Annotated in this window: 16 protein-coding genes; 11 read left to right on the forward strand and 5 right to left on the reverse strand. The window is 58.8% G+C overall.

Going from position 1 to position 22544, the window contains the following annotated elements; translation table 11 throughout:
- Positions 1 to 216: 216 nt before the first annotated feature.
- Together macA and ACUN0G_RS24495 are read left to right on the forward strand one after the other, a co-directional pair.
- Positions 217 to 1368 carry a macrolide transporter subunit MacA gene (gene macA / locus ACUN0G_RS24490; RefSeq protein ID WP_258346778.1) on the forward strand — a complete coding sequence of 384 codons (1152 nt, stop codon included), beginning with the start codon at positions 217 to 219 and terminating at the stop codon, positions 1366 to 1368.
- Between the two features lie 3 nt (positions 1369 to 1371).
- Positions 1372 to 3330, forward strand: a complete 1959-nt coding sequence (locus ACUN0G_RS24495; protein ID WP_421525835.1) for a MacB family efflux pump subunit — start codon at positions 1372 to 1374, stop codon at positions 3328 to 3330.
- Positions 3331 to 3392: 62 nt separating this feature from the next.
- On the opposite strand, the gene ACUN0G_RS24500 is transcribed toward ACUN0G_RS24495, so the two are convergent.
- Together ACUN0G_RS24500 and ACUN0G_RS24505 are read right to left on the reverse strand one after the other, a co-directional pair.
- Positions 3393 to 4082, reverse strand: a complete 690-nt coding sequence (locus ACUN0G_RS24500; RefSeq protein ID WP_258346776.1) for a helix-turn-helix transcriptional regulator — start codon at positions 4080 to 4082, stop codon at positions 3393 to 3395.
- Between the two features lie 185 nt (positions 4083 to 4267).
- The gene (locus tag ACUN0G_RS24505) at positions 4268 to 5512 is read right to left on the reverse strand and encodes a methionine gamma-lyase (protein WP_445574506.1); all 1245 of its coding nucleotides are present in this window, start codon (positions 5510 to 5512) and stop codon (positions 4268 to 4270) included.
- Between the two features lie 124 nt (positions 5513 to 5636).
- Between ACUN0G_RS24505 and ACUN0G_RS24510 the strand changes: the two genes are divergently transcribed.
- From ACUN0G_RS24510 to ACUN0G_RS24540, 7 genes are all read left to right on the forward strand, one after another.
- Complete coding sequence (locus ACUN0G_RS24510; protein WP_445575590.1) at positions 5637 to 6107, forward strand: Lrp/AsnC family transcriptional regulator; 471 nt, start codon at positions 5637 to 5639, stop codon at positions 6105 to 6107.
- Between the two features lie 941 nt (positions 6108 to 7048).
- On the forward strand, positions 7049 to 8278 hold the full coding sequence (gene fmdA / locus ACUN0G_RS24515; RefSeq protein WP_445574507.1) for a formamidase: 1230 nt from the start codon (positions 7049 to 7051) through the stop codon (positions 8276 to 8278).
- Between the two features lie 2 nt (positions 8279 to 8280).
- On the forward strand, positions 8281 to 8628 hold the full coding sequence (locus ACUN0G_RS24520; RefSeq protein ID WP_445574508.1) for an FmdB family zinc ribbon protein: 348 nt from the start codon (positions 8281 to 8283) through the stop codon (positions 8626 to 8628).
- Positions 8629 to 8643: 15 nt separating this feature from the next.
- Complete coding sequence (locus ACUN0G_RS24525) at positions 8644 to 9687, forward strand: aliphatic amidase (RefSeq protein ID WP_445574509.1); 1044 nt, start codon at positions 8644 to 8646, stop codon at positions 9685 to 9687.
- Positions 9688 to 9690: 3 nt separating this feature from the next.
- Complete coding sequence (locus tag ACUN0G_RS24530; protein ID WP_445574510.1) at positions 9691 to 10647, forward strand: AAA family ATPase; 957 nt, start codon at positions 9691 to 9693, stop codon at positions 10645 to 10647.
- Positions 10648 to 10697: 50 nt separating this feature from the next.
- Positions 10698 to 11261: a DUF2239 family protein gene (locus ACUN0G_RS24535; protein WP_445574511.1), complete on the forward strand. Its 564-nt coding sequence runs from the start codon at positions 10698 to 10700 to the stop codon at positions 11259 to 11261.
- 22 nt (positions 11262 to 11283) lie between these two features.
- Complete coding sequence (locus tag ACUN0G_RS24540) at positions 11284 to 12639, forward strand: MATE family efflux transporter (RefSeq protein ID WP_421526243.1); 1356 nt, start codon at positions 11284 to 11286, stop codon at positions 12637 to 12639.
- A 144-nt stretch (positions 12640 to 12783) separates the two neighbouring features.
- Here ACUN0G_RS24540 and ACUN0G_RS24545 read toward each other — a convergent pair whose 3' ends face one another.
- Together ACUN0G_RS24545 and ACUN0G_RS24550 are read right to left on the reverse strand one after the other, a co-directional pair.
- Positions 12784 to 13908 carry an IS481 family transposase gene (locus ACUN0G_RS24545; RefSeq protein WP_445573294.1) on the reverse strand — a complete coding sequence of 375 codons (1125 nt, stop codon included), beginning with the start codon at positions 13906 to 13908 and terminating at the stop codon, positions 12784 to 12786.
- An 812-nt stretch (positions 13909 to 14720) separates the two neighbouring features.
- Entirely contained in the window at positions 14721 to 15527 is an 807-nt protein-coding gene (locus ACUN0G_RS24550) for an AraC family transcriptional regulator (protein WP_445574512.1), read from the reverse strand.
- Between the two features lie 116 nt (positions 15528 to 15643).
- Here ACUN0G_RS24550 and ACUN0G_RS24555 point away from each other — a divergent pair, with 116 nt between their 5' ends.
- The gene (locus ACUN0G_RS24555; protein WP_445574513.1) at positions 15644 to 16528 is read left to right on the forward strand and encodes an EamA family transporter; all 885 of its coding nucleotides are present in this window, start codon (positions 15644 to 15646) and stop codon (positions 16526 to 16528) included.
- Here the strand turns inward: ACUN0G_RS24555 and ACUN0G_RS24560 are convergent.
- Positions 16506 to 17063, reverse strand: a complete 558-nt coding sequence (locus ACUN0G_RS24560; RefSeq protein ID WP_421523163.1) for a GNAT family N-acetyltransferase — start codon at positions 17061 to 17063, stop codon at positions 16506 to 16508. The genes ACUN0G_RS24555 and ACUN0G_RS24560 overlap by 23 nt on opposite strands.
- Before the next feature lie 457 nt (positions 17064 to 17520).
- On the opposite strand from ACUN0G_RS24560, the gene ACUN0G_RS24565 reads away from it, so the two are divergent.
- On the forward strand, positions 17521 to 21999 hold the full coding sequence (locus ACUN0G_RS24565; RefSeq protein ID WP_445574514.1) for an NACHT domain-containing protein: 4479 nt from the start codon (positions 17521 to 17523) through the stop codon (positions 21997 to 21999).
- Positions 22000 to 22544: the final 545 nt, after the last annotated feature.

The following is a 22544-nucleotide window of genomic DNA, read 5'->3' on the forward strand; positions in this document are numbered from 1 at the left end:
GCGTTCATTCAGGACGCCAACGTCATCGTTAACGACCTTCGCGAGCAAGCCCGCTCCCACATTTGGACCGTGCCCGCTTCAGCTTTCGCTCTTAGGCGCCCCGTTAAACCACGCTGGCCGCTGTAAGAGCGGAACCCATATCAGCCGTTACCCAAAAAACGGATATGCACTCCGAGCCAAAAGCCGGACCCATTTCAATACCTCTTATGGTCATTTATGGAAAAGTCAAAGTATCGAAAAGCAGGATTGGCCCTGGTGTTGACTGTCGCAGCGGGCCTGATTATCTACACCGTGCAGGCCCCGGCAGACGCGCCGCAATACCTGACCGCCACCGCCGAGCGCAGTGACATCGAAAACGCCGTCCTTGCCACCGGTTTGCTCGAAGGCGTCAAGCAGGTCGACGTCGGTGCCCAGGTCTCCGGCCAGCTAAAATCCTTGAAGGTTAAGGTCGGCGACAAGGTCAAGAAGGGCCAATGGCTCGCCGAAATCGACCCGTTGATCCTGCAAAACACCCTGCGCAAAGCCCAGGTCGACGAAGAAAACCTTCAGGCCCAACGCCGCGCCACCGCGGCGCAACTCAAGGAAACCAAATCCGTCTACGAGCGCTACCAGGGCCTGCAAGAGGACGAATCCGTGTCCCGCCAGGACTTCGAAACCGCCGAATCCAACTACGAGGTACAGCGCGCCAACCTGATGTCCCTCGACGCTCAGATCAAAAGCGCCCATATCCAGATCGACACCGCCAAGATCAACCTGGCCTACACTCGCATCGTCGCGCCAATCGACGGCGACGTGGTGGGCATCGTCACCCAGGAAGGCCAGACCGTGATCGCCAGCCAACTGGCGCCGGTCCTGCTCAAGCTCGCCGACCTCGACACCATGACCGTCAAGGCCCAGGTCTCCGAGGCCGACGTGATCCACATCAGCCCCGGCCAACAGGTGTATTTCACCATCCTCGGCGAGGCCGACAAACGCTACTACGCCAAACTGCGCGGCACTGAACCCGCCCCGCAAAACTTCCTCGAAACCCAGACCGCCGGCACCCCCAAACAAAACACCGCGGTGTTCTATAACGCGCTGTTCGACGTACCCAACCCCGACCACCGCCTGCGCATCGCCATGACCGCCCAGGTGCGGATCGTGCTCGACACCGCCAAGGCCGCACTGACTGTGCCGGTGGCCGCACTCGGCCCGCGCAATGCCGACGGCAGCTTCCCGGTGCGGGTGCTGGACGCCAAGGGCAAGGCCAACACGCGACAGGTGAAGACCGGCATCAACAATAACGTCAAGGTGCAGATCCTTGATGGCCTGGCCGAAGGCGACAAGGTGGTGATCGGTGATCCATCGCCCGCCGTGGCGGGGGGCTGATTGATGACTCAGCCACTGTTGGAACTTAAAGGCATCGTCCGCAGTTTCATGGCCGGTGACCGCGAGTTCATTGCCCTCAAGGGCATCGACCTGACCATTCATGCCGGAGAAATGGTCGCGATCACCGGCGCCTCGGGTTCGGGTAAATCGACCCTGATGAACATCCTCGGCGGCCTCGACTACGCCACCGCCGGCAGCTACAAGATCAATGGCATCGAAACCCGCACCCTGGGGGATGAGCAACTGGCCGAGCTGCGCCGCGACTACTTCGGTTTTATCTTTCAGCGTTACCACCTGCTTGCGCATCTGAGCGCGTTGCATAACGTGGAAATGCCGGCGATTTATGCTGGTACGCCGGAAACCGCCAGGCATAGTCGGGCCGGGGAGTTGCTGGCGCGACTGGGTTTGTCGGGGCACTTGACCCATCGCCCGAGCCAGCTTTCCGGTGGCCAGCAACAGCGGGTGAGTATCGCCCGGGCCTTGATGAACGGCGGCGAAGTGATCCTCGCCGACGAACCCACCGGCGCCCTCGACACCCATAGCGGCAAGGAAGTGATGCGCATCCTGGCCGAGCTGCACGCCGCCGGGCACACGGTGATCATCGTCACCCACGACCCGAAAGTCGCGGCCAATGCCCAGCGAATCATTGAGGTGCGCGATGGCGAGATCGTCAGTGACCGCGCCAATGAGAGCGTCGGCCTCGACTTGCCCACCGAAGCGCCCATCGAGCCCAAGCGCAGCGGTGCACGCAAGTTGGTGGCCAGCCTCGGGCTGTTCAAGGAGGCTTTCAACATGGCCTGGGTGGCGCTGATTTCCCATCGCATGCGCACCTTGCTGACCATGCTCGGCATCGTCATCGGCATCACCTCGGTGGTGTCGATCTCGGCCATCGGCGAAGGTGCCAAGCGCTATGTGCTCAAGGACATCCAGGCCATTGGCAGCAACACCATCGATATTTTCCCCGGCAAGAGTTTCGGTGACAGCCGCGCTTCGGCCATCGAGACATTGTTGCCGTCGGATGTGGAGGCGCTGAACCAGTTGTATTACGTCGACAGCGCCACGCCGGTGGTGGGGCGCAACCTGTTGTTGCGCTACCGCAACATCGACCTGGATGCCCAGGTCAATGGCGTCAGCGACCGTTACTTCCAGGTCAAGGGCCTGAAGCTCGAAGCCGGGATTACCTTCAGCGAAAGCGACGCCCGGCGCCAGGCCCAGGTGGTGGTGATCGACCACAACACGCGCCATCGGTTATTCGGGCCTGGGGTGGATCCGTTGGGCCAGGTGATCCTGGTGGGCAACCTGCCCTGCACGGTGATCGGGGTGACGGCGGACAACAAAAACATGTTTGCCGCCAGCAAGGCGCTGAACGTGTGGGTGCCGTATGAGACGGCGGCGGGGCGGTTGTTGGGCCAGCGCCATCTGGACAACATCACTGTGCGGATCAAGGACGGTCAGCCGAGCAAGGTGGTGGAAGAGAACGTCACCAAGCTGATGTTGCAGCGCCACGGCACCAAGGATTTCTTTACCAACAACCTCGACAGCATCATGCAGACGGTGCAGAAAACCAGCCGCTCCCTGGCGTTGCTGCTGTCGTTGATCGCGGTGATTTCGTTGCTGGTGGGGGGCATCGGTGTGATGAATATCATGCTGGTGTCGGTAACCGAGCGCACCCGCGAGATCGGGATTCGCATGGCGGTGGGCGCGCGGCAATCGGATATTCGCCAGCAGTTCCTGGTGGAAGCGGTGATGGTCTGCCTGATTGGCGGGATGATCGGCATCTCGCTGTCATTCGCCATTGGCTATCTGTTTTCGTTGTTTGTGAAAGAGTGGGAAATGGTGTTTTCCCTGGGGTCGGTGGTGACGGCGTTTGCGTGTTCGACGCTGATCGGGATTGTGTTCGGGTTTGTGCCGGCGAGGAATGCGGCGCGGCTGGATCCGATTGAAGCCCTGGCCCGGGATTAAGCCGGGTAGAGATCAATATGTGGGAGCGAGCAAGCCCGCTCCCACATTTGTCCTGCGGTGTTCTAGAGCGTTGCGTTTTCTTCTGTGGCGTACATCCACCGCATCAACGAATGCCGGCCACTGATGCCCATCTTGATCGCCGCCCGCTTGAGGTAGCTCTCGATGGTGTTGACCTTCAACGCCAACTGCTCCGCCAGTTCCGGCGCGGTGCGCCCGGCCAGCAACCCCACGCACACCTCCAGCTCACGGCTGGACAGGGCCAGCCCCGATTGCGCGAGGCGTTCTTCGAAGCGCCGGCGCAAGGTGTCGATGCCTGGTTGCTGCGGCGCCTCACTGTCCGGGCTGCTGGGTTGCAGGGCGCTGATGTGCTTTTCAACCATCGGCAGCAGCAAGGAGGAGAAGTCCTGCAGGATGATCCGTTCCTGCTGGGAAAAGCTTTCGGAGGGGTTCGAGCGATACACCGACAGCACGTAGCTGACGTCATCCTTGCGCCGGGTCAGGTGCAGTTGGGCGGCGGCCTGGGCCTCTTCCTGCCCTGGCAGCGGGTCGGTGTACACCGGGCTGATCCCCGTCATTCGCGAACTGCCGCCCTTGCGCGGTGAACTCACAGGCATTTGGGTGATGTGCGTGGCATCGACCGCCAGTTGGGTGAGGATCAGGTCATGCAGCATGCGCGGGAAATGTCGGCTGCCGGTGCTGGCGATGACTTTGCCAATGTGGGGGAACAGGTGTGAGTTCATCATTTCATCCATGAGTTTCAATGAGGGCGGCGTACAGGGCAGTGATCTCCATGACTGCCGCCTCGTATGCTAGTACAGGCTTTCGCAAACGGGCCAATGAATGGATCAAATTTTTTGCGGTGCAGGGCGCAACGGGAAAAGCCCGACCTTTTCAGGCCGGGCTATTGGTAAACGTCGCGCCTGGTTGTGAATTTACCTCAAGCGTGATGAACGTTTTGCTGCACAACCCTGGATTTCGGTTTCGGGGCACAGGCGTGCAGTGCCTGCTCAACGTCCGCCAACAGATCGGCGACATCCTCAAGGCCCGCCGAGAGCCGCACCAGCCCCTCGGAAATCCCGTGGTGGGCGCGTTGTTCGGGGGTGTAGGTGGAGTGGGTCATGCTGGCCGGGTGCTGGGCCAGTGACTCGGCGTCCCCCAGGCTCACCGCCCGGGTGAACAGTTTGAGGGCATTCATGAAACGCCGGCCCATCTCGATGCCGCCCTTGAGTTCAAACGCGATCATGCCGCCGGATTGTTTCATCTGCCGGGCGGCCAATTCGAATTGGGGGAAGGAGCGCAAGCCGGGGTAGGTCACCCATTCCACCAGGGGATGGGCCTGCAAGGCTTCGGCGATAGTCAGGGCGTTGCTGCAATGGCGGTCCATGCGCAGGGCCAGGGTCTTGAGGCCGCGCATCAGCAGGGCAGCGTCCTGGGGCGACATCACCGCGCCGGTCAGGTCCTTGAGCCCTTGCAGGCGAATACGCTGGGCCAGGGCCTGGCTGCTGACGGCGATGCCGGCGGTGATATCGCCGTGGCCGCTGAGGTATTTCGTCGCCGAGTGCACCACCACGTCGGCACCCATTTCCAGCGGGCGTTGCAGGTAGGGTGTGCAGTAGGTGTTGTCCACCACCACGGTGATGCCGGGTTGTTGGTGGGCGATTTCGGCCACGGCGGCGATGTCCACCAGTTGCAGGTTGGGGTTGGCCGGGGTCTCGAAATAGATCATGCGCGTGGCCGGGTTGATGGCCTCGCGCAGGGCGGCCAGGTCGGTGAGGTCGACGTGGCGCACCTTGATGCCGAATTCGCCGATGCCGTGATGCAGCAGGGCGAAGGTGCAGCCGTAGAGGGTCTGGCTGACGATGATTTCGTCACCGGGGCGCAACAGGGTCCAGAACGTCGCGGCAATCGCGCCCATGCCGGAGCTGAAGGCTACCGCGGCTTCGCCGTTTTCCAGGGTGGCCATGCGCGCTTCCAGCAGGGCCAGGGTGGGGTTGGAGATGCGGGTGTAGAAGTGCCCGCTCTCTTCGCCGGCAAAGCAGGCGGCGCCGTATTCGGCGGTGGGGAAGGCGAAGGTGGCCGATAGATAGATGGGCGGCACGAGGGCGCCGTGGTGGTCTTGAGGGTCATAGCCGTGGTGGATGGCACGGGTGGAAAAGCCGAACGTATTGTGTTTATTTTTCATGGTCGGACGCTCCTTATTTCCTACAATGCTATGCTTATAACTGCGGCCGAATGTTCCATAGTTTGCTGGGAAAACCCGGTAGATTGGGATGAAAAACAATAAAAATGACGTTTTGAGGCAAGATATGCCTATTCATCTGGATCGGACTGACAAGGCGCTTTTAAACGCCTTGCAGGGCAATGCGCGGTTGACGGTGGCGGAGTTGGCGGACCGGGTGTCGCTGACCACTTCGCCGTGTTGGCGGCGGGTGAAGAACCTCGAGGACAGCGGGGTGATTGGGGGGTATCAGGCGATCCTGTCGCCCAAGGCGCTGGGGTATGGGGTGACGGCGTTTGTCAGCATCATGATGGACACGCACTCGCGCGAGGTGGCTCGGGCGTTTGAGCAAAGGTTGCTGGAGATTCCCGAGATTGTGGCGTGTCATAACGTTTCGGGGCGGTATGATTTTTTGTTGGAAGTGGTGGCGAAGGATCTGGAGTCGTTTGGGGAGTTTGCGCGGGAGGTGTTGCAGGGGTTGCCGTGTGTTAAGGAGATTTATTCGAGTTTTTCTTATAAGTCGGTGCGGCCGTTGAGGGTGATTCCTTTACCGGAGTGACGGTGTACATATCCGTTGCTTCGGTAACGGCGGCTTATGGTTCCGCTCTTACAGCGGGTCACTTTTGGCAAACGCCCCAAAAGTAACCAAAAGGTCTTTGCCCCACCACTCGGTGCCTCGCCTAGGCTCGGCATGCCCGCACTCCGGCCCGATTCCGCGGGCCGCCGCGACGGGCCATCCATGGCCCGGCGCGGCTAAATCGGCTTCCCTGCCGATTTACCCGCTCCACCGTGCCTACTTGCGGCCATCGTGGTTGACGGGGCCCGCAGATCAAAATCAAAAGCAAGAGCACAGCGGCCTACCGGCCGGCTTGAGTGTTAAAAGCCAGATCAAAAGCCAGAGCGAAAACAGATCTGCTTTTCTGTGGGAGCGGGCTTGCTCGCGAAAAACCTGAGAGCGCCGCGTTCATTCAGAATGCCCGCGTCATCGTTAACGACCTTCGCGAGCAAGCCCGCTCCCACATTTGGACCGTGCTCGCTTTAGATTTTGATTTTGCTTTTCAACACTCAAGCCGGCCGGTAGGCCGCTGTGCTTTTGATCTGCTTTTGATTTTGATCTTGATCTTAGGCGCCCCGTTAAACCACGCTGGCCGAACGCAGGCTTTGGAGCGTGGGTAACCTGGCAGGACGCCAGGTTAGCCGTCCTGGGCCAAGGATGGCCCATGACGGCGGCCCACGGTCCAAAGCCGGAGTGAGGGCACTCCGAGCCTAGGCGAGGAGCCGAGTGGTGGGGCAAGAGCGTTTTGCTTACTTTTGCGCTCTTCAAAAGTGAGCCGCTGTAAGAGCGGAACCATAAGTGGCCGTTACCTAAATAACGGATATGCCCCCAACCCCAACCCCAACCCCAACCCCAAAGCCACATACGTCATCCAACGTATTCCCCGCCCAACCCCATCCCCGCGAGACTGCTCCCACAGCCAAGCCACCTCCGGGAGCACCTCGATGACCGACACCCTGATCAAAGTCGACCTCAACCAACCCGTCACCGAAAACGAGCAAATCCACAACCGTTGGCACCCGGACATCCCGATGGCCTGCTGGGTCAAACCCGGCGAGGATTTCATCCTCGAAACCTACGACTGGACCGCCGGCGCCATCAAGAACAACGACGACGCCAGTGACGTGCGCGACGTCGACCTCTCCACCGTGCATTACCTTTCCGGCCCAGTGGGCGTACACGGCGCCGAACCCGGTGATCTGCTGGTGGTCGACCTGCTCGACATCGGCGCCAAAGCCGACTCCCAGTGGGGTTTCAACGGCTTCTTCTCCCGCCAGAACGGCGGCGGCTTCCTCACCGATCACTTCCCCAGCGCGCAAAAAGCCATCTGGGACTTCAAGGGCATGTTCACCAGCTCCCGACACATCCCGGGCGTCAATTTTGCGGGCCTGATCCACCCCGGCCTGATCGGCTGCCTGCCCGACCCGGTGATGCTCGCCGACTGGAACCGCCGCGAACAGGAACTGATCGACACCAACCCAACCCGCGTCCCACCCCTGGCCAACGCCCCGCTGGCCGCCACCGCGCATATGGGCAAACTCAAGGGCTCGGCCCGAGACGACGCCGCTGCTACCGGCGCCCGCACCGTGCCGCCCCGTGAGCATGGCGGCAACTGCGATATCAAGGATCTGTCCCGCGGCTCGAAGATCTATTTCCCGGTCTACGTCAACGGCGCCGGCCTGTCGGTGGGTGACTTGCACTTCAGCCAGGGCGACGGCGAAATCACCTTCTGCGGCGCCATCGAAATGGCCGGCTGGGTGCACATGAAGGTCGAGCTGATCAAGGGTGGCATGGCCAAATACGGGATCAAGAACCCGGTGTTCAAGCCAAGCCCGATCACCCCGAACTACAAGAACTACCTGATCTTTGAAGGTATCTCCGTCGACGAACAGGGGCAGCAGCACTACCTGGACGTCAATGTCGCCTACCGCCAGGCCTGTCTGAATGCGATCAACTACCTGACCAAGTTTGGCTACTCGCCGGCCCAGGGGTATGCGTTGCTCGGCTCGGCGCCGGTGCAGGGGCATATCAGCGGCGTGGTGGACATCCCCAACGCCTGCGCGACGTTGTGGCTGCCGACTGAAATCTTCGAGTTCGACATCAACCCCAACGCCAACGGCCCGACCCGATTCCTCGACGGCAGCATCGACCTGCCCATCGCACCGGATCTCTAGCCATGCCGACTTATGAATATGCCTGTGAGTCCTGCGGCACCTTCACGATGCTGCGGCCCATGGCCCAGCGTCACGAACCCAGCCAGTGCCCGTATTGCGACGGCCCGGGCGGGCAGTTGCTGCTGTCGGCACCGGCGCTGACCACGCTGTCGGCCAGCCAGCGCAAGGCGATTGCCGGCAACGAGCGCAGTGCCCATGCGCCGCAAACCGTCGGTGAGTATCAGGAGGCGCGCAAGCACCCGGCGGGCTGCAGTTGCTGTGGCAGCAGTAAACCGGTGGTGCCAAGCAAGGCCAACCCGCTGGGGCTCAAGACCAAGACCGGGCCACGGCCCTGGATGATCAGTCACTGACCGAGGAGATTTGCAATGCGCCATGGCGATATATCCAGCAGCCCGGACACGGTCGGCGTTGCTGTCGTGAACTACAAGATGCCGCGCCTGCACAGCAAGGCCGAGGTCATCGATAACGCGAAGAAGATTGCCGAAATCATCATCGGCATGAAGCAGGGTTTGCCCGGCATGGACCTGGTGGTGTTCCCCGAGTACAGCACCATGGGCATCATGTACGACCACGACGAAATGATGGCCACTGCCGCGAGCATTCCCGGCGAGGAGACGGCGATTTTCTCGGCGGCCTGTCGCCAGGCCAATACCTGGGGCGTGTTTTCCCTGACCGGTGAGCGCCATGAAGAACATCCCCACAAGGCGCCGTACAACACGCTGGTGCTGATCAATAACCTGGGGGAGATCGTCCAGCGTTATCGCAAGTGCATTCCGTGGTGCCCGATCGAGGGCTGGTACCCGGGCGACCGCACCTACGTGTGCGACGGACCCAAGGGCATGAAGGTCAGCCTGATCATCTGCGACGACGGCAACTATCCGGAAATCTGGCGCGACTGTGCAATGAAAGGCGCCGAGCTGATCGTGCGTTGCCAGGGCTATATGTACCCGGCCAAGGAGCAGCAGGTGCAGATGTCCAAGAGCATGGCCTGGGCCAATAACTGCTACGTGGCGGTGGCGAATGCGGCGGGGTTCGACGGGGTGTATTCGTACTTCGGGCACTCGGCGATCATCGGTTTTGATGGCCGTACCCTGGGGGAGTGCGGCGAAGAGGAAATGGGCATTCAGTATGCCCAGTTGTCGGTGTCGCAGATCCGTGATGCGCGGGCCAATGATCAGTCGCAGAACCATCTGTTCAAGCTGCTGCACCGTGGCTACACCGGCATGCATGCTTCGGGCGACGGGGACAAGGGCGTGGCGGATTGTCCGTTCGAGTTCTATCGCACCTGGGTGCTGGACGCGCAAAAGGCCCGGGAAAATGTCGAGGCATTTACCCGCAGCACCGTGGGTGTCGCCGAATGCCCGGTGGGGCAGTTGCCCCATGGCGGGAAAGAAAAAACGGCGGGTTAAGCCATGCGGTTTACCTTTGAGCCGGCTCAGGTCATGGCTTTGCTGCGCAGCCGTATCGTCGGCCAGGACGCAGCCCTGGCCCAGGTGGAAGGGCTGCTCAAGGTGGTCAAGGCCGATATCGGCGAGCGTGAGCGGCCGTTGAGCGTCAACCTGTTCATGGGGCCGACCGGGGTCGGCAAGACGGAAATCGTCCGTCTGCTGGCCCTGGCCTTGCACGGCCGCGCCGACGGGTTCTGCCGTATCGACATGCACACCCTGGCCCAGGAGCATTACGCTGCCGCCCTGACCGGAGCACCACCAGGCTATGTCGGCAGCAAGGAGGGCATCAGCCTGTTTAACAGTGAGCTGATCCAGGGCAGCTACAGCCGCCCCGGCATCGTGCTGTTCGACGAGCTGGAAAAGGCCAGCCAGGAAGTGGTGCGCAGCCTGTTGGGCATCCTTGAAAACGGCCAACTGACGTTGGCGGGTGGCGCTCGTACGCTGGACTTTCGCAACAGCCTGATTTTCATGACCAGCAATATCGGCGCACAACAGGCGCGCCGCCATCGACAGCGTTTTGCTCCGTTGCGCTGGTTGGGGCGGGGTGAAGCAGGGGTGTTGGAGGACGCCTTGCACAGCCATTTCGAGCCGGAATTTCTCAATCGCATCGACCGTATCCTGATGTTCGAGCCCATCGACCATCAATGGCTTGAAGCGCTGCTTGAGGTGGAACTCGGCAGACTCAATCAACGCCTTGCGGTACAGCAGCGGTCGCTGGTACTGGATGAGTCGGCACGGGCGTGGTTGTGCCGCGACCATGACGTACGGTTTGGTGCCCGCGCCTTGGGCCGCCGGTTGCGGGTGGAACTTGAGCCGGCGATTGCCGAGTGCCTGTTGGGTGATCCAGGCGTGGGCGCCATGGGTGCGACCGCCATCAGTAATCGTTTGGTGGTTTCGCAACGAGCGGCTTGCAACAAATAAAATTCAGGCTAATATGATCCGGGTAAAACAATATACTCCGGGTAAAAGTCATGAGCGCATCACACTGCACCGCCTTCCTTGGCCACCAACGCGTGGCCGCCGGCTCTTATGCCGACGTCGCCAAAAACTTGAAAAGTCTCGACCTGTCGACCGGCAGCTTGCTGGTGTTCGATGACGCCAGCGGTGTTCAAGTCGACTACCCCTGGCCCGCGGGTTATGCGCCCCAGCAACCGGCAGCCACGGTGACCGAGGCCGAAGTGCCAGTGTCACCTACCGTAGGCCGACCGAAGCTGGGCGTGGTCGCCCGTGAAGTGACCCTGCTGCCACGGCATTGGGAATGGCTGGGGCAACAACGCGGCGGCGCCTCGGCGGCCTTGCGCCGGCTGGTGGATGAAGCGCGCAACGCCCATGCCGAGCACGATGAGCAACGCCAGGCCAAGGAATCCAGCTATCGTTTCATGAGCGCCCTGGGCGGCGACCTGCCGGGTTTCGAAGAGGCCTCGCGGGCGTTGTTTGCCCAGGACGGCGCTGACTTTTCCAACAAGATTGCGCACTGGCCGGTGGATGTGAAGTTGTACCTGGCCTGGTTATCACGCAACGCTTTCCCTGCCTAATTGCATTGAGATCCGAACCTCCATGGAAGTCACCCAGCAACGACCGTTGTGGCAGATCTATCTGATCTTTCTGGCACCCATGGTGCTGTCCAATTTCCTCCAGAGCTTTTCCGGCACGCTGAACGGTATCTACGTCGGCCAGATGCTCGGTACCCAGGCGTTGGCGGCGGTGTCGGGGATGTTCCCCATCGTGTTTTTCTTTATCGCCCTGGTGATCGGCCTGGGGGCCGGCGCTTCGGTGTTGATCGGCCAGGCGTGGGGGGCGCAGGAAACCTCGATGGTCAAGTCGATCACCGGCGCCACCCTGACCCTTGGCGCCCTGATCGGGGTGATCGCGGCGGTGCTGGGCAGCGTGTTTGCGCGCCCGGCGATGCAGGCGCTGGGCACACCGGTGGATGTGCTGGATGACGCGGTGGGTTATGCGCAGATGATGATGCTGATCATGCCGCTGCTGCTGGTGTTCATCCTGTTCACCCAACTGCTGCGGGGCGTGAGTGACACGGTGTCGCCGTTGCTGGCGCTGGTGGTGTCGACCACCGTGGGCCTGGTGCTGACTCCGGCACTGATCAAGGGCTGGCTGGGTTTGCCGCCAATGGGCATTCAGAGCGCGGTGGTGGCGGGGCTGGTGGGTAATGCCCTGGCGATGACGTTTCTGGTGTTGCGGCTGCGGCATAAAAACCACGTAATGGCGCCGGATCGCGAGTTGATGGCGGCGTTGCGGCTGGACCGGGTGATTTTGGGCAAGGTGCTGCGTATTGGCTTGCCGACCGGGTTGCAGATGGTGGTGTTGTCGTTGTCGGAATTGGTGATTCTGGCGCTGGTCAACAGCCATGGTTCCCAGGCGACGGCGGCGTATGGGGCGGTGACGCAGATCGTCAACTATGTGCAGTTTCCGGCGTTGTCGATTGCGATCACGGCGTCGATTCTTGGGGCGCAGGCGATCGGGGCGGGGCGATTGGAGCGGATTGGGCCGATCCTGCGTACGGGGATTTTGATCAACCTGTGCCTGACGGGTGGGTTGATTGTGTTGGGGTATGGGTTGTCGCACTGGTTGCTGGGGTTGTTCATTACCGACGTGGATGCGCGGGTCAAGGCTGAGCATCTGTTGCATATCATGCTCTGGAGCATTTTGGTGTTTGGGTTCCAGGCGGTGGTGGGCGGGATCATGCGGGCCAGCGGGGTGGTGCTGGTGCCGGTGGGGATTTCGATCGTGTGCGTGTTGGGGGTGGAGTTGCCGGTGGCTTATCTGCTGAATGCGCGGTTTGGGTTGGAGGGGGTTTGGATGGCGTTTCCGGTGACGTATCTGGCGATGCTGGGGTTGCAGACGGCGTATTACCGGTTGGTTTGGCGGCATAAGCAGATTAAGCGGTTGGTGTGAGGTTTTTTTGGGGGGGGCGGGGAGTACATATCCGTTATTTAGGTAACGGCCGCTTATGGTTTCGCTCTTACAGCGAGTCACTTTGCAAAAGCGTGTACGGACCGGACACATGGTGGACACATGTGCGGGGACATGGTTGACACATTATGGACCATAGTCTGGCTTGCTCACGTCGATTGTTCGTAGGAAGTGATGGCAAAAGTAGACATCAAAAAGCCCATCACTTTCAGGATTAGGACGTATGGCGAGGTGATGCCCAGCCAGACCCTTAGCGATGCTGAAATAGCGTTTCTGAAAGCGGAATCGGCTGTGATAAGCCTTGGCCAATACGTCGTCCGGTCCGTATTCAAACTCCGATAACTGCTGCGGATAAGCCCATGGGCTGGCTCGATACCGGTCCATCGGCACCTTGTAGTCCAACGCTTGATGAGGCCGTTGCAAGTTATAAACCTCACGCCATTGATCAAACGCTGTTTGAGCTTCCTTGATCGTGGAAAACTGACGCCCATCAAGCACTTCGGCCTTGAGTGACCGATGGAAACGCTCAATCTTTCCATTGGTTTGGGGGTGGTAAGGACGGCTAAAGCTGATCCGAATTCCTAAGCGAATCAACCAGATACTCAGCTCTGTGATTTCGCCAGGATTGCGTGGCGAGCCCCAGGGCGGGCCGTTATCGACGTTGATGCGAGCCGGTAATCCGAAGCGCTGGAACACTTCGATCATTTTCTCTTTCACCGTGGTCCCACGCTCGTTATCACAGGCCTGAATCGCCAGGTTGAATCGCGAGTGGTCGTCCAGCAGGGTCAGGGGATGGCATCGGCCTTGTTGCGTCGGGAAATGCCCTTTGAAGTCCATCTGCCAAAGATCGTTAGGCGCATCGTGTTCAAATCTCAACTTTGCCGCTTGTTCCTTCTGAGCAGGCTGAATTAGCCCGTGTCGGTGCAGAACATTAGTAACGGTGCTGGGAGCGATTTGTTTTTTCAAAATGCTGCTGATCGTGCGCCCACCCCACGCTGGATGCTCTTGCCTGAGCGCTATGACCGCCGTCTCTAGAGTGGTGTTGGTCAGCTTGGGGCTGGTGACAGGTTTGCGGGACTTCTCTTGCAGCCCCGACCGGCCTTGCGTCTCGTAGCGATCGAGCCACTTGTACGCCGTTTGGGGGCTGATACCGAATCGTCGACACAGTTCTCGTTTATTACTGCCGGGTTGCCGCGCCAAGGCGACAAACTCTTCTTTCAGGCTCATGGCATCTCTCGTGTTCCAGGGCATGATGGTTTTCCGGCAAAGTTAGCTCGCCGAAAAGTGTCCACCATGTCCCCGCACACCCGTCAACCATGTGTCCGGTCCGTACAAAAAGCGGCAAAGTAACCAAAACGCTCTGCCCCGCCTGTCGGCGCCTCGCTGTGGCTCGGCGTTCCCTCACTCCGGCATTGCTCCGCGGGCCGCCGCGATGGGCCATCCATGGCCCAGCGCGGCTAAACCGGCGTCCTGCCGGTTTACCCGCTCCGCAATACCTGCGTTCGGCCTCGGGCTTATTGGGGCAGTCAGATCAAAATCAAAAGCAAAAGCACAGCGGCCTCCCGGCCGGCTTGAGTGTTAAAAGCCAGATCAAAAGCCAGAGCGAAAACAGCTCTGCTTTTTCTGTGGGAGCGGGCTTGCTCGCGAAAAACCTGAGAGCGCCGCGTTCATCCAGAATGCCCGCGTCATCGTTAACGACCTTCGCGAGCAAGCCCGCTCCCACATTTTTGACCGTGCCCGCTTTAGATTTTGATTTTGCTCTTCAACACTCAAGCCGGCCGGTAGGCCGCTGTGCTCTTGATCTGCTTTTGATCTTGATCTTAGGCGCCCCGTTAAACCACGCTGGCCGAACGCAGGCTTTGGAGCGTGGGTAACCTGGCAGGACGCCAGGTTAGCCGTCCTGGGCCAGGGATGGCCCATGACGGCGGCCCACGGTCCAAAGCCGGAGTGAGGGCACTCCGAGCCTAGGCGAGGAGCCGAGTGGTGGGGCAAGAGCGTTTTGCTTACTTTTGCGCTCTTCAAAAGTGAGCCGCTGTAAGAGCGGAACCATAAGCCGCCGTTACCTAAACAACGGATATGTACCCCGACCCACCCCCCCGCAACTCCCTGGTGAAATACCGACTCGGCACCTCACCCAACACTCGCTTGAACACCGTAGCAAACGCACTCGGGCTGCTATACCCCAAATCCAGCGCCACCCTGGTCACCGGTTCCCCATTGCCCAGCCGCACAATCCCCGCCAGCAGGCAGGCTTGCTGGCGCCACTGCAGGTAACTGACACCCGTGGCCTGACGAAACTGCCGGGTAAACGTCCGGCGACTCATCCCCGCGCCGAACGCCATGGCATCAATGCTGACCTCCAACGAAGGCCCCGCCAGGAACTCTTCGCAAGCCTTCGCCAATCGCGGTTCGGCAGGCAACGGCGCACAAAGCGGCAACAGCGGCATCTGGGCGATCTCGTGCAGCAGCAAGCCCATCAGATAACTATCGCGACCCCCCATCGCATAACGCGCAGGCACCTCCACGGCCTTTTCCAGCAACTGCCCAAGCAGCGGCGACACATCCAGTACCTGGCACGTTTGCGGCAACTCCAGCCGTCGCGCCGCCTGCGGGCGAATGTAGGTGTTGAGCATCGTCACCGCCCCCCGCATCAGCATGGCGTGGGACACATGCGGCGGCACCCAGATCGCGCGGCGGGGCGGCACCACCCAGTTGCCGGTAGCGGTGTAGACCGTGATGACACCCCGTCTGGCATACGCAAACTGGCCGCGCGGGTGCGCGTGATCGGGGAACAGTTCACCGTCGGCATAGTCGATAGCGGTCACGACCACGTCACGTGGGGTGTTTTCGTAGGGATGAATATCGGGCATGGCCTGATTCTAGCCTTTGTTGACCCACAAACGCAGGCGGGCCACCGCAGTTTGCGGAAAAATCTGCCGGATGCACGGCCTCTTGTCGTGCCAGCCAGCAAATGGACCCCGTCACCATGAAACACAAACACCTGTTATTGGCCGTCCTGGTGACGGCCGTGTGGGGATTCAACTTCCCCATCACCAAGCTGGGCCTGGCCGAGATCAACCCCCTGTTGCTCACGGCACTGCGTTTCACCCTGGCCGCGTTGCCCTGGGTGTTTCTGGTGAAACGCCCCCAGGTTGCCGTGAAGTGGCTGGCGGCCTACGGCTTGATCTTCGGCGTGGCGATGTGGGCCTTGATCAACCTCGGAATCGCCATGGGCGTGCCCCCCGGCAGCGCGTCGCTACTGATCCAGTTCAGCGCATTTTTCACCCTGGGCTGGGGCGTGCTGCTGTTTCGTGAAAGCCTGTCCCTGCCGCAATTGATCAGCGTGGCGCTGGCGGCCATGGGCTTGGTGGGCATGCTGTTGAGTGTGCAGGGCACGGCCACGATGCTGGGGTTTGCCCTGGTGCTGTTCAGCGCGTTGGCCTGGAGCATCGGCAATATCATCATCAAGGTCTCCGGGGTGCAGGAGATCTTTGCCTTCGTAGTCTGGGCCAGCCTGTTTGCACCGTTGCCGCTGGTGCTGTTGACGTGGCTGCTGGACGGCCCGCAAGCCTTTATCGCGTTGCCGGGGCAATTGAACGGCGTGGCGTTGTTCTCGCTGGCGTTCCAGGTGTATGGCGCGACGCACTTCTGCTATTGGGGCTGGAACCTGTTGTTGCGCGAGTACCCGGTTTCCCGGGTGGCGCCCCTGTCACTGCTGATCCCGGTGTTTGGTATCGTCAGCTCCATGCTGATTCTGGGGGAGCGCCCCGGGGTTTCGCAGTGGCAGGCCATTGGGTTGATTCTGTTGGCCTTGATCGTGGGAATGAAGAAGGCACGCCCGTTGTGGGTCAGGCAGGGCGGTCACGCTTGAGCAGGCCATACAGCGCGCTGTCCGAGATCTCATCGCCCACCACCCAACGCTCGCGCAACAGGCCTTCGCGCACAAAACCCAGGCGCTCAAGCAATTTTGCGGAGCCCAGGTTGCGTGGGTCGATATCGGCTTCAAGGCGGCGCAGCCCGACGGTGTTGAAGCCGTGGTCGATCACGGCGCAGGCGGCTTCGCTCATGTAGCCCTTGCCCCAATGCTGGCGGTTCAGGGTAAAGCCGATTTCGGCACGACCACATTGCTCATCCACATTAAACAGGTCGCAACTGCCGATCACCTCGCCGGTGGCCAGCAACTCCACCATACACACCAGGTCTTCACCGGCAATCGAGGCTTCCATCAATTGGCCGAAGCGTTCAACGGCCTGCTCGGCGCGGGTCATGGTGGGAAAGGAAAAGTAGCGCATGGCCTCGGGATCGGACCAGATGGCAAACAGCGCGCGCCAATCATCCTGATGGGGCGGGCGCAGGCCCAGGCGCTGGGTGGTGAGGAGTACGGGGGCGAAAAAGGGCAGGGTCATAAAGTGCTCGTCCGTGAAAGTAACGGGGGAATGCTGCCGGGATTGGGCGGGTTGTACAAGGGTCAGAGAATGAAGGCTTCTAAAAAAGTTGAATATTAGTCATCTATAAAATCAATAGGTTGCGCATCTTTTTTGACAACGCTGCACTGTAGATTTTTCAGAATTACAGATAAAAGCCTATGTGATCTTCGAAATAAATGAGCCAGCTTCGGCTGGTTCATTTAATCCATATTTCGGAACGCTCAACTGGCTCAGTGCTAGGAAAATCGCGAGGAACGTGCTCAGATTCTGCCTGTGTCACATAATCGATACTGTCCGAAGTACGGGCTATGAGTGAGAAATAGGAATGCCTTTAGATTGGCTTACGGCACTCAAGACTCCAGTTGCGTGGGTCTTTAAAAAAATCCTGACGGTTTCGGGTGACGCGTACGCTCGACATAAAGCAAGCGAGAGAGCCGTGCAAGGTGAAGACTTAGCCAGCCAAACCAGCCTTCATCACCTCACAGGGGAAGAACTTAAAAAACTTGTAGCCAGTGGCAAGTCATTTTCAGGAATTCGGCCTTACGCCTTCCGAAACTGGTTGCAGCAAGAAGCTAACGTCAAGCTATTTATCGAAGCGCTGATAGCCCGGGCAGGTGGTGATCCAGAAACGTCAGAACGGGCAGAGAAAGAGCTCGCTGCAAATTACGAGGTTTTCGCTCGGAATACAGATTCGCTACCTGACAACTTGGTGACACAAGTCGTTTCGTATGTATTGGGGCAACTCCAAGCAACAGAAAAGGGCCAGCAGGAATTGCAGTCGGCTATTGCGTTTCGGTCATCTGCACAGCTGCAAACGCTGCTTCATCCTGAGGAACGCCAATTTCCAAGTCACGCCGATTTAGAGCGTGTACGAACCATGGCAGCAAAATTGCTCGAGGCAGGCAAGCGCAGTTGGAAGATGCCTCAATTCATTGCGCCGCTCATTCTAGAGGCTCACGAGATACAAGGTGAATCCGACTTGAGTTCGCGGTCAATTAGCACCTCTGAGCTTGTGACAGTCATCGAGAGGGGATTCAGTCTAGTTTTGTTCGGTGAGGGCGGTATAGGCAAGACTACGTTTTTGCTAGAGCTCTGTTCGTCTTGTTTTGGAGCGGGTGGTCGTATACCGCTGTTCGTGGACGCAGCACTTTGGGGGCGAACCGGTTTGAGCCTTCTGGAATACCTCTCCAAACGCCCCTCAGCAATAGCAAATCGTGTAACTATCGATGAGCTAACCAGATTGGCCGAAGCTGATCGCCTGGTCGTCATGCTTAATGGCTGGAACGAGGTGCCCGTCTCGTTGAAGCTGGCCTGTCTGGAGGAGCTTAACCAGTTGTCAGCCGCTGCAGAATCACTCGTCATTGTGGTCGTATCTCGGAGTTCAAGTGATGCGCCCAGGTTATTAAACACGAGGCGAGTGGAGGTTCGAGGCCTTACATGGGATGGCCAGACGGCGGTGCTCCGCGCTGAGCTTGGTGATGCCGGATCGGAACCACTACTCAACCTACTTGCCAAAAACACGCGCCTTCGCCAAGTTACGAGGAGCCCGCTCATACTTCGAGGCTTTATTGCACAAGCTGGGAAAGGTGCTGCATCGTATTTGAGTGTGTTCGACCTCCTCGGTTCCAGCGTCCAGGCCTTTGAGGAAGATGACCTTCGCACTCTTTTACTGTCTGACGCTCCTGTAAATGGCCATTCTCGCGAATATCTCGAAGAGCTTGCCTACCGACTTACGCAGAGGCGTACTATCGATTGCTCCAGAAACGTCGCGCTTCAAGCTATTCACTCCGCTGCCACTCAACTGGCCGAACGCAGGCTAATAGGGGCTCCCCCACAACTGGCTTCGATCTTAGATCTGCTGGTCACTCATCATTTATTGCACCTCGACGAAGGCGTGGTTCGCTTCGCGCACCAGCGCTTCCAGGAGTATTTCGCAGCCACGCGGCTGCTACGGATATGCAGCGATGATGGTGCCTCGGCCGAGATTCTGTACACAGCGATCAACCAACCGGCCTGGGACGAAGCGCTCGCACTTATCGCGGAAAAGCTCAAAGGTGACGAGGGCTCGGCTGCCGCTCGAGTTCGGATAGTCAAGGTTGGCTCAGCGATAGATCTGGGGCGGGCTTGCGATTTGATAGGAATCTGTGGTTTTGGTTATGCAGACGACTCTGAGCTTCATCGCCACGTGGTCGCTAGTGTCAATGAGCTAGCCTCATCCTCCTTGGGCGAAGTTCGCGATCTTGGGATCGCCTATCAAATTGCGTCTGGTTTACCGGCTTTCGCTGAGAGCTTGTGGCCACTCCTGGAAAGTGAAGATCAACAGACCCGCTTGCAAACGTATCGATTGAAAGGTCACGGTATATCCTTAGTTCAGCTCGGAGCCGGGGCTGAGGTTAGAGTTGCCTCATGGACATCAGACCGCCGAGTCGAGTTTGTACATGAGATCGCTGATAGTGCAGACAACTACGAGTATCTCGTGAAGCTGGCTCGAAGTGAGCCTGAACCTGCTGTGAGGGCAGCAGCGATTTGCGCTTTATTCTGGCATTTTCCCGCTTCGGACGTGCCCTTTTTAGCCTGGCTGGATGCTCCAGCTGAGGTCCAAACTGAACACAACGTTCTGAATTACATCCAGTACGCTTTGGAGGAAGGGTTCGTTGGCGACGCTGTACGAGAGCGTCTACATAGCATCTATGAAAACGATATATCCGGGAGCACATGGCTTAAGCTTGCGAAGGGCTTTCCTCGCGTAGTTGGGGCGGGTGCGATGGATGTGATCTTCGAGCACTTGCGTAGCAGTAAACACCTCGGAGACGATGACCCCCTGGTCGAGATTGCACTGACCAATGCACCCGAACGCTTATTGGACCTTGCTTCGGAGCTCGCCCTGCACGCGCGAGTCGTGCCTGAATGGGTTGGTGAATTTCTGCACCGTGCCTCAACTGAGGTACAAACTAGGACCTTCGAGCAAGCATGGCTCGTTCTCCAGGGGCAAGATTTCAATAGTCTGAGCGGCGAGATCCTAGGCCCCCTTGCCGGCCGTGTTCAAACCGAGCGCAGCGTAGCCTACTTTTTGCGTTCCCCTGAAGTTAATCGTGGGTCAGTGACTGAATTAGACCGCGAAAAAAATAGGACGCTGACCAACTTGCTTGCACATGCACCTGGATGTGATCTGCTGAGTGTTGTAATGAGGCGAGCACAGACATCCTCCTACTATGAGGCTGCTCAATTGATTGAGCTGGTGTGGCGGAGAGTTTGGCGTGACGAGGGCAGCTCTAGTGCCGCCAATCGATGGCTGCCAACAGTTGATGAAGTCCGACAGCTGGTAGCCCAGTTTTGTCAGAAGGAAGAGATAGCAGAGATTCCACAGGACAGGATTTGGATATACCTCTCTTGCATCGCAAGTCATGTAGCACCGGCGGAGTTCGGGCCTCTTTTATTAGAGACCTGTCGCCGCCATCTAGATGCTTGGAGTACTTTCAGGAAGAGAATCGATCAGTGGTCGGAGAGGCCCTCATCACCACGACCGCATAACCCCCAGTTTGGCAACTACCTGCTGGCGGCCATGGTTAAGTGGGGGCCTGAGGCGATGCCGAGCCTGCTGGAACTAATGGCCCATTCTAGTGCCATGGAATTCATTCCGGACGTGCTTGCTCGCATCGCCAGCTCACCTTGGGCCCGCGAGAAGGAGCGGCCATTCAGCAGTGTTAGTGCTGATATCAAGGAAGGTGCGCGGCGTAGGAAGCTTGGGAGAGTGCACCGGCAGCCTGACGATACTTTTCAATACTGGACGGATGAGGCCGCCAATATTCTTGGGCAGGAGCTGAGAGAGCTTGTGACGCGCTACAAGGAGAAGAAATCCACTGACGAGAAGTGGAACGTACGTGAGGCACAGTATCGCGTAGGATACCTCGCGGGAATCGTGGCGAGATTTCCAAGTTCTAGCGTTATCGAGCCAATGCATTGCGCCTTGGCTAGTGCTCTGATGGATATTCACGGTACGGTTGAAGCGTTACGTGGCCTCGTGCGCCAGGGTTTTTACATCTCCGATACGGCAATTGTGGAACCGCTCGAGGCGATGTACGAGCAAGCAGTCGATTCAACGTGGCTCGACGAACAATCGAGCTATGTTATGTCCGACCTGAGTGAGCTACTGCTAATCGCAGTCTCCCCAACGCTTTTGAGTAAAACGGTGGTGCACTATCTTCAGCTATGGCGTCGATTCTCGCACCCCGCTGAAATCATCCGTCGTTTAGGTGCCACGTGCTCGGAGTCTGCCTGGCCCGTACTACTGGAGCTTGGCAGTGAGCTTGATGAAAGCGAGGAGCTCGCACGCGCTTTGATTTCCTCTCTGGCGCCCAGGCATCTTGCCGAATTTCTTGCCCTTGTAGCCAATGGGAAACTGTTTGAATGGTGTAGAAGTGCTTGGACGTTGGAACAACTTGCTGCAAGCATTGCGACCACGGTGGGCGAGGGGGCTATACAGATCGAGGCCTTGCTGGATGCATGCCGGAAGCCAAAGACGCCGCTCGCTGATGTACTTGCCGTCGCAGTTCTCTCACACATCAAAGGAAGCGAGGCTACTCGCCGTCTCTTTCTCTTAGAGGTGCTTGATGCTGGAAGGGCTGTTAATTCGAACATGCCGGTGTACAGGATGTTGGGAGACGCATTCACGCTCAAAGAGCCGATGAACAACACGCAGTACGAAATCATGCCGAAAGCAAGTAACGAGCTGAGGATGGAACTTTACGCTCGGGCAAAAGGTACTGGGCAGATTGCCGATACCTGCAAGCGTCTACTTGCTTCACTGGAATGCATGCGCCGAGAAACTGTCCGCCCCAACGACGAACCGCGTCATCCCGCTCCAGAAGATGGGTTGGCTTGGACTGACATACTGCTAGGCGCTCATACTTCTTGATAGCCAGGGCCAGTACTGCTTTACAGAAACTATTTCGGCCAAAAAGACTCAGTCGGAAGCGCCTAGGAGTGAATGGTTGATTCAGCCAAAAATTGACTGGAACCTCCCGAGGTTATATCCTTGCGTGGCTTGCTCTGAGGTTCGTGGGTGAAAACCTCCTCTCGGAGACACTTGAAAGAAAAGCCCATCATCTGATGGGTTTTTTTGTGGCTGCAAAAAACTCAAACACGCTAGGGCAGCAAACATTTCGGCCTGTGATGGACCTGGTCCCTCCGATAGGGACGACGGTGCTTCAATCGACATTGGTCTATCAATGCACCTTCTTTCGAAATTATCGCCTGGTTCGTTTTGCTTTGAGTTCGCAGCTCTCTGCAGGGCCGCAATTGACGAAGAAGAGGTTGGAAACGTTGATCTCCCGGCCCTTCGATCCAGCTGACCTTTTGCGTTCGGCTTTCTTGTCTCTGTTATTGCTCATCACGAACGGGTTGACTGGAGTTCTCTTTGAGGCTCGCGGACATTTCGCCATCCCATTGTAAATTAGTAGG

The organism is Pseudomonas sp. 32A, assembly GCF_052682255.1.

Coding starts and splice junctions, on each gene's coding strand:
- macA (WP_258346778.1), top strand. CDS start 217: ATGGAAAAGTCAAAGTATCGAAAAGCAGGATTGGCCCTGGTGTTGACT.
- ACUN0G_RS24495 (WP_421525835.1), top strand. CDS start 1,372: ATGACTCAGCCACTGTTGGAACTTAAAGGCATCGTCCGCAGTTTCATG.
- ACUN0G_RS24500 (WP_258346776.1), bottom strand. CDS start 4,082: ATGGATGAAATGATGAACTCACACCTGTTCCCCCACATTGGCAAAGTC.
- ACUN0G_RS24505 (WP_445574506.1), bottom strand. CDS start 5,512: ATGAAAAATAAACACAATACGTTCGGCTTTTCCACCCGTGCCATCCAC.
- ACUN0G_RS24510 (WP_445575590.1), top strand. CDS start 5,637: ATGCCTATTCATCTGGATCGGACTGACAAGGCGCTTTTAAACGCCTTG.
- fmdA (WP_445574507.1), top strand. CDS start 7,049: ATGACCGACACCCTGATCAAAGTCGACCTCAACCAACCCGTCACCGAA.
- ACUN0G_RS24520 (WP_445574508.1), top strand. CDS start 8,281: ATGCCGACTTATGAATATGCCTGTGAGTCCTGCGGCACCTTCACGATG.
- ACUN0G_RS24525 (WP_445574509.1), top strand. CDS start 8,644: ATGCGCCATGGCGATATATCCAGCAGCCCGGACACGGTCGGCGTTGCT.
- ACUN0G_RS24530 (WP_445574510.1), top strand. CDS start 9,691: ATGCGGTTTACCTTTGAGCCGGCTCAGGTCATGGCTTTGCTGCGCAGC.
- ACUN0G_RS24535 (WP_445574511.1), top strand. CDS start 10,698: ATGAGCGCATCACACTGCACCGCCTTCCTTGGCCACCAACGCGTGGCC.
- ACUN0G_RS24540 (WP_421526243.1), top strand. CDS start 11,284: ATGGAAGTCACCCAGCAACGACCGTTGTGGCAGATCTATCTGATCTTT.
- ACUN0G_RS24545 (WP_445573294.1), bottom strand. CDS start 13,908: ATGCCCTGGAACACGAGAGATGCCATGAGCCTGAAAGAAGAGTTTGTC.
- ACUN0G_RS24550 (WP_445574512.1), bottom strand. CDS start 15,527: ATGCCCGATATTCATCCCTACGAAAACACCCCACGTGACGTGGTCGTG.
- ACUN0G_RS24555 (WP_445574513.1), top strand. CDS start 15,644: ATGAAACACAAACACCTGTTATTGGCCGTCCTGGTGACGGCCGTGTGG.
- ACUN0G_RS24560 (WP_421523163.1), bottom strand. CDS start 17,063: ATGACCCTGCCCTTTTTCGCCCCCGTACTCCTCACCACCCAGCGCCTG.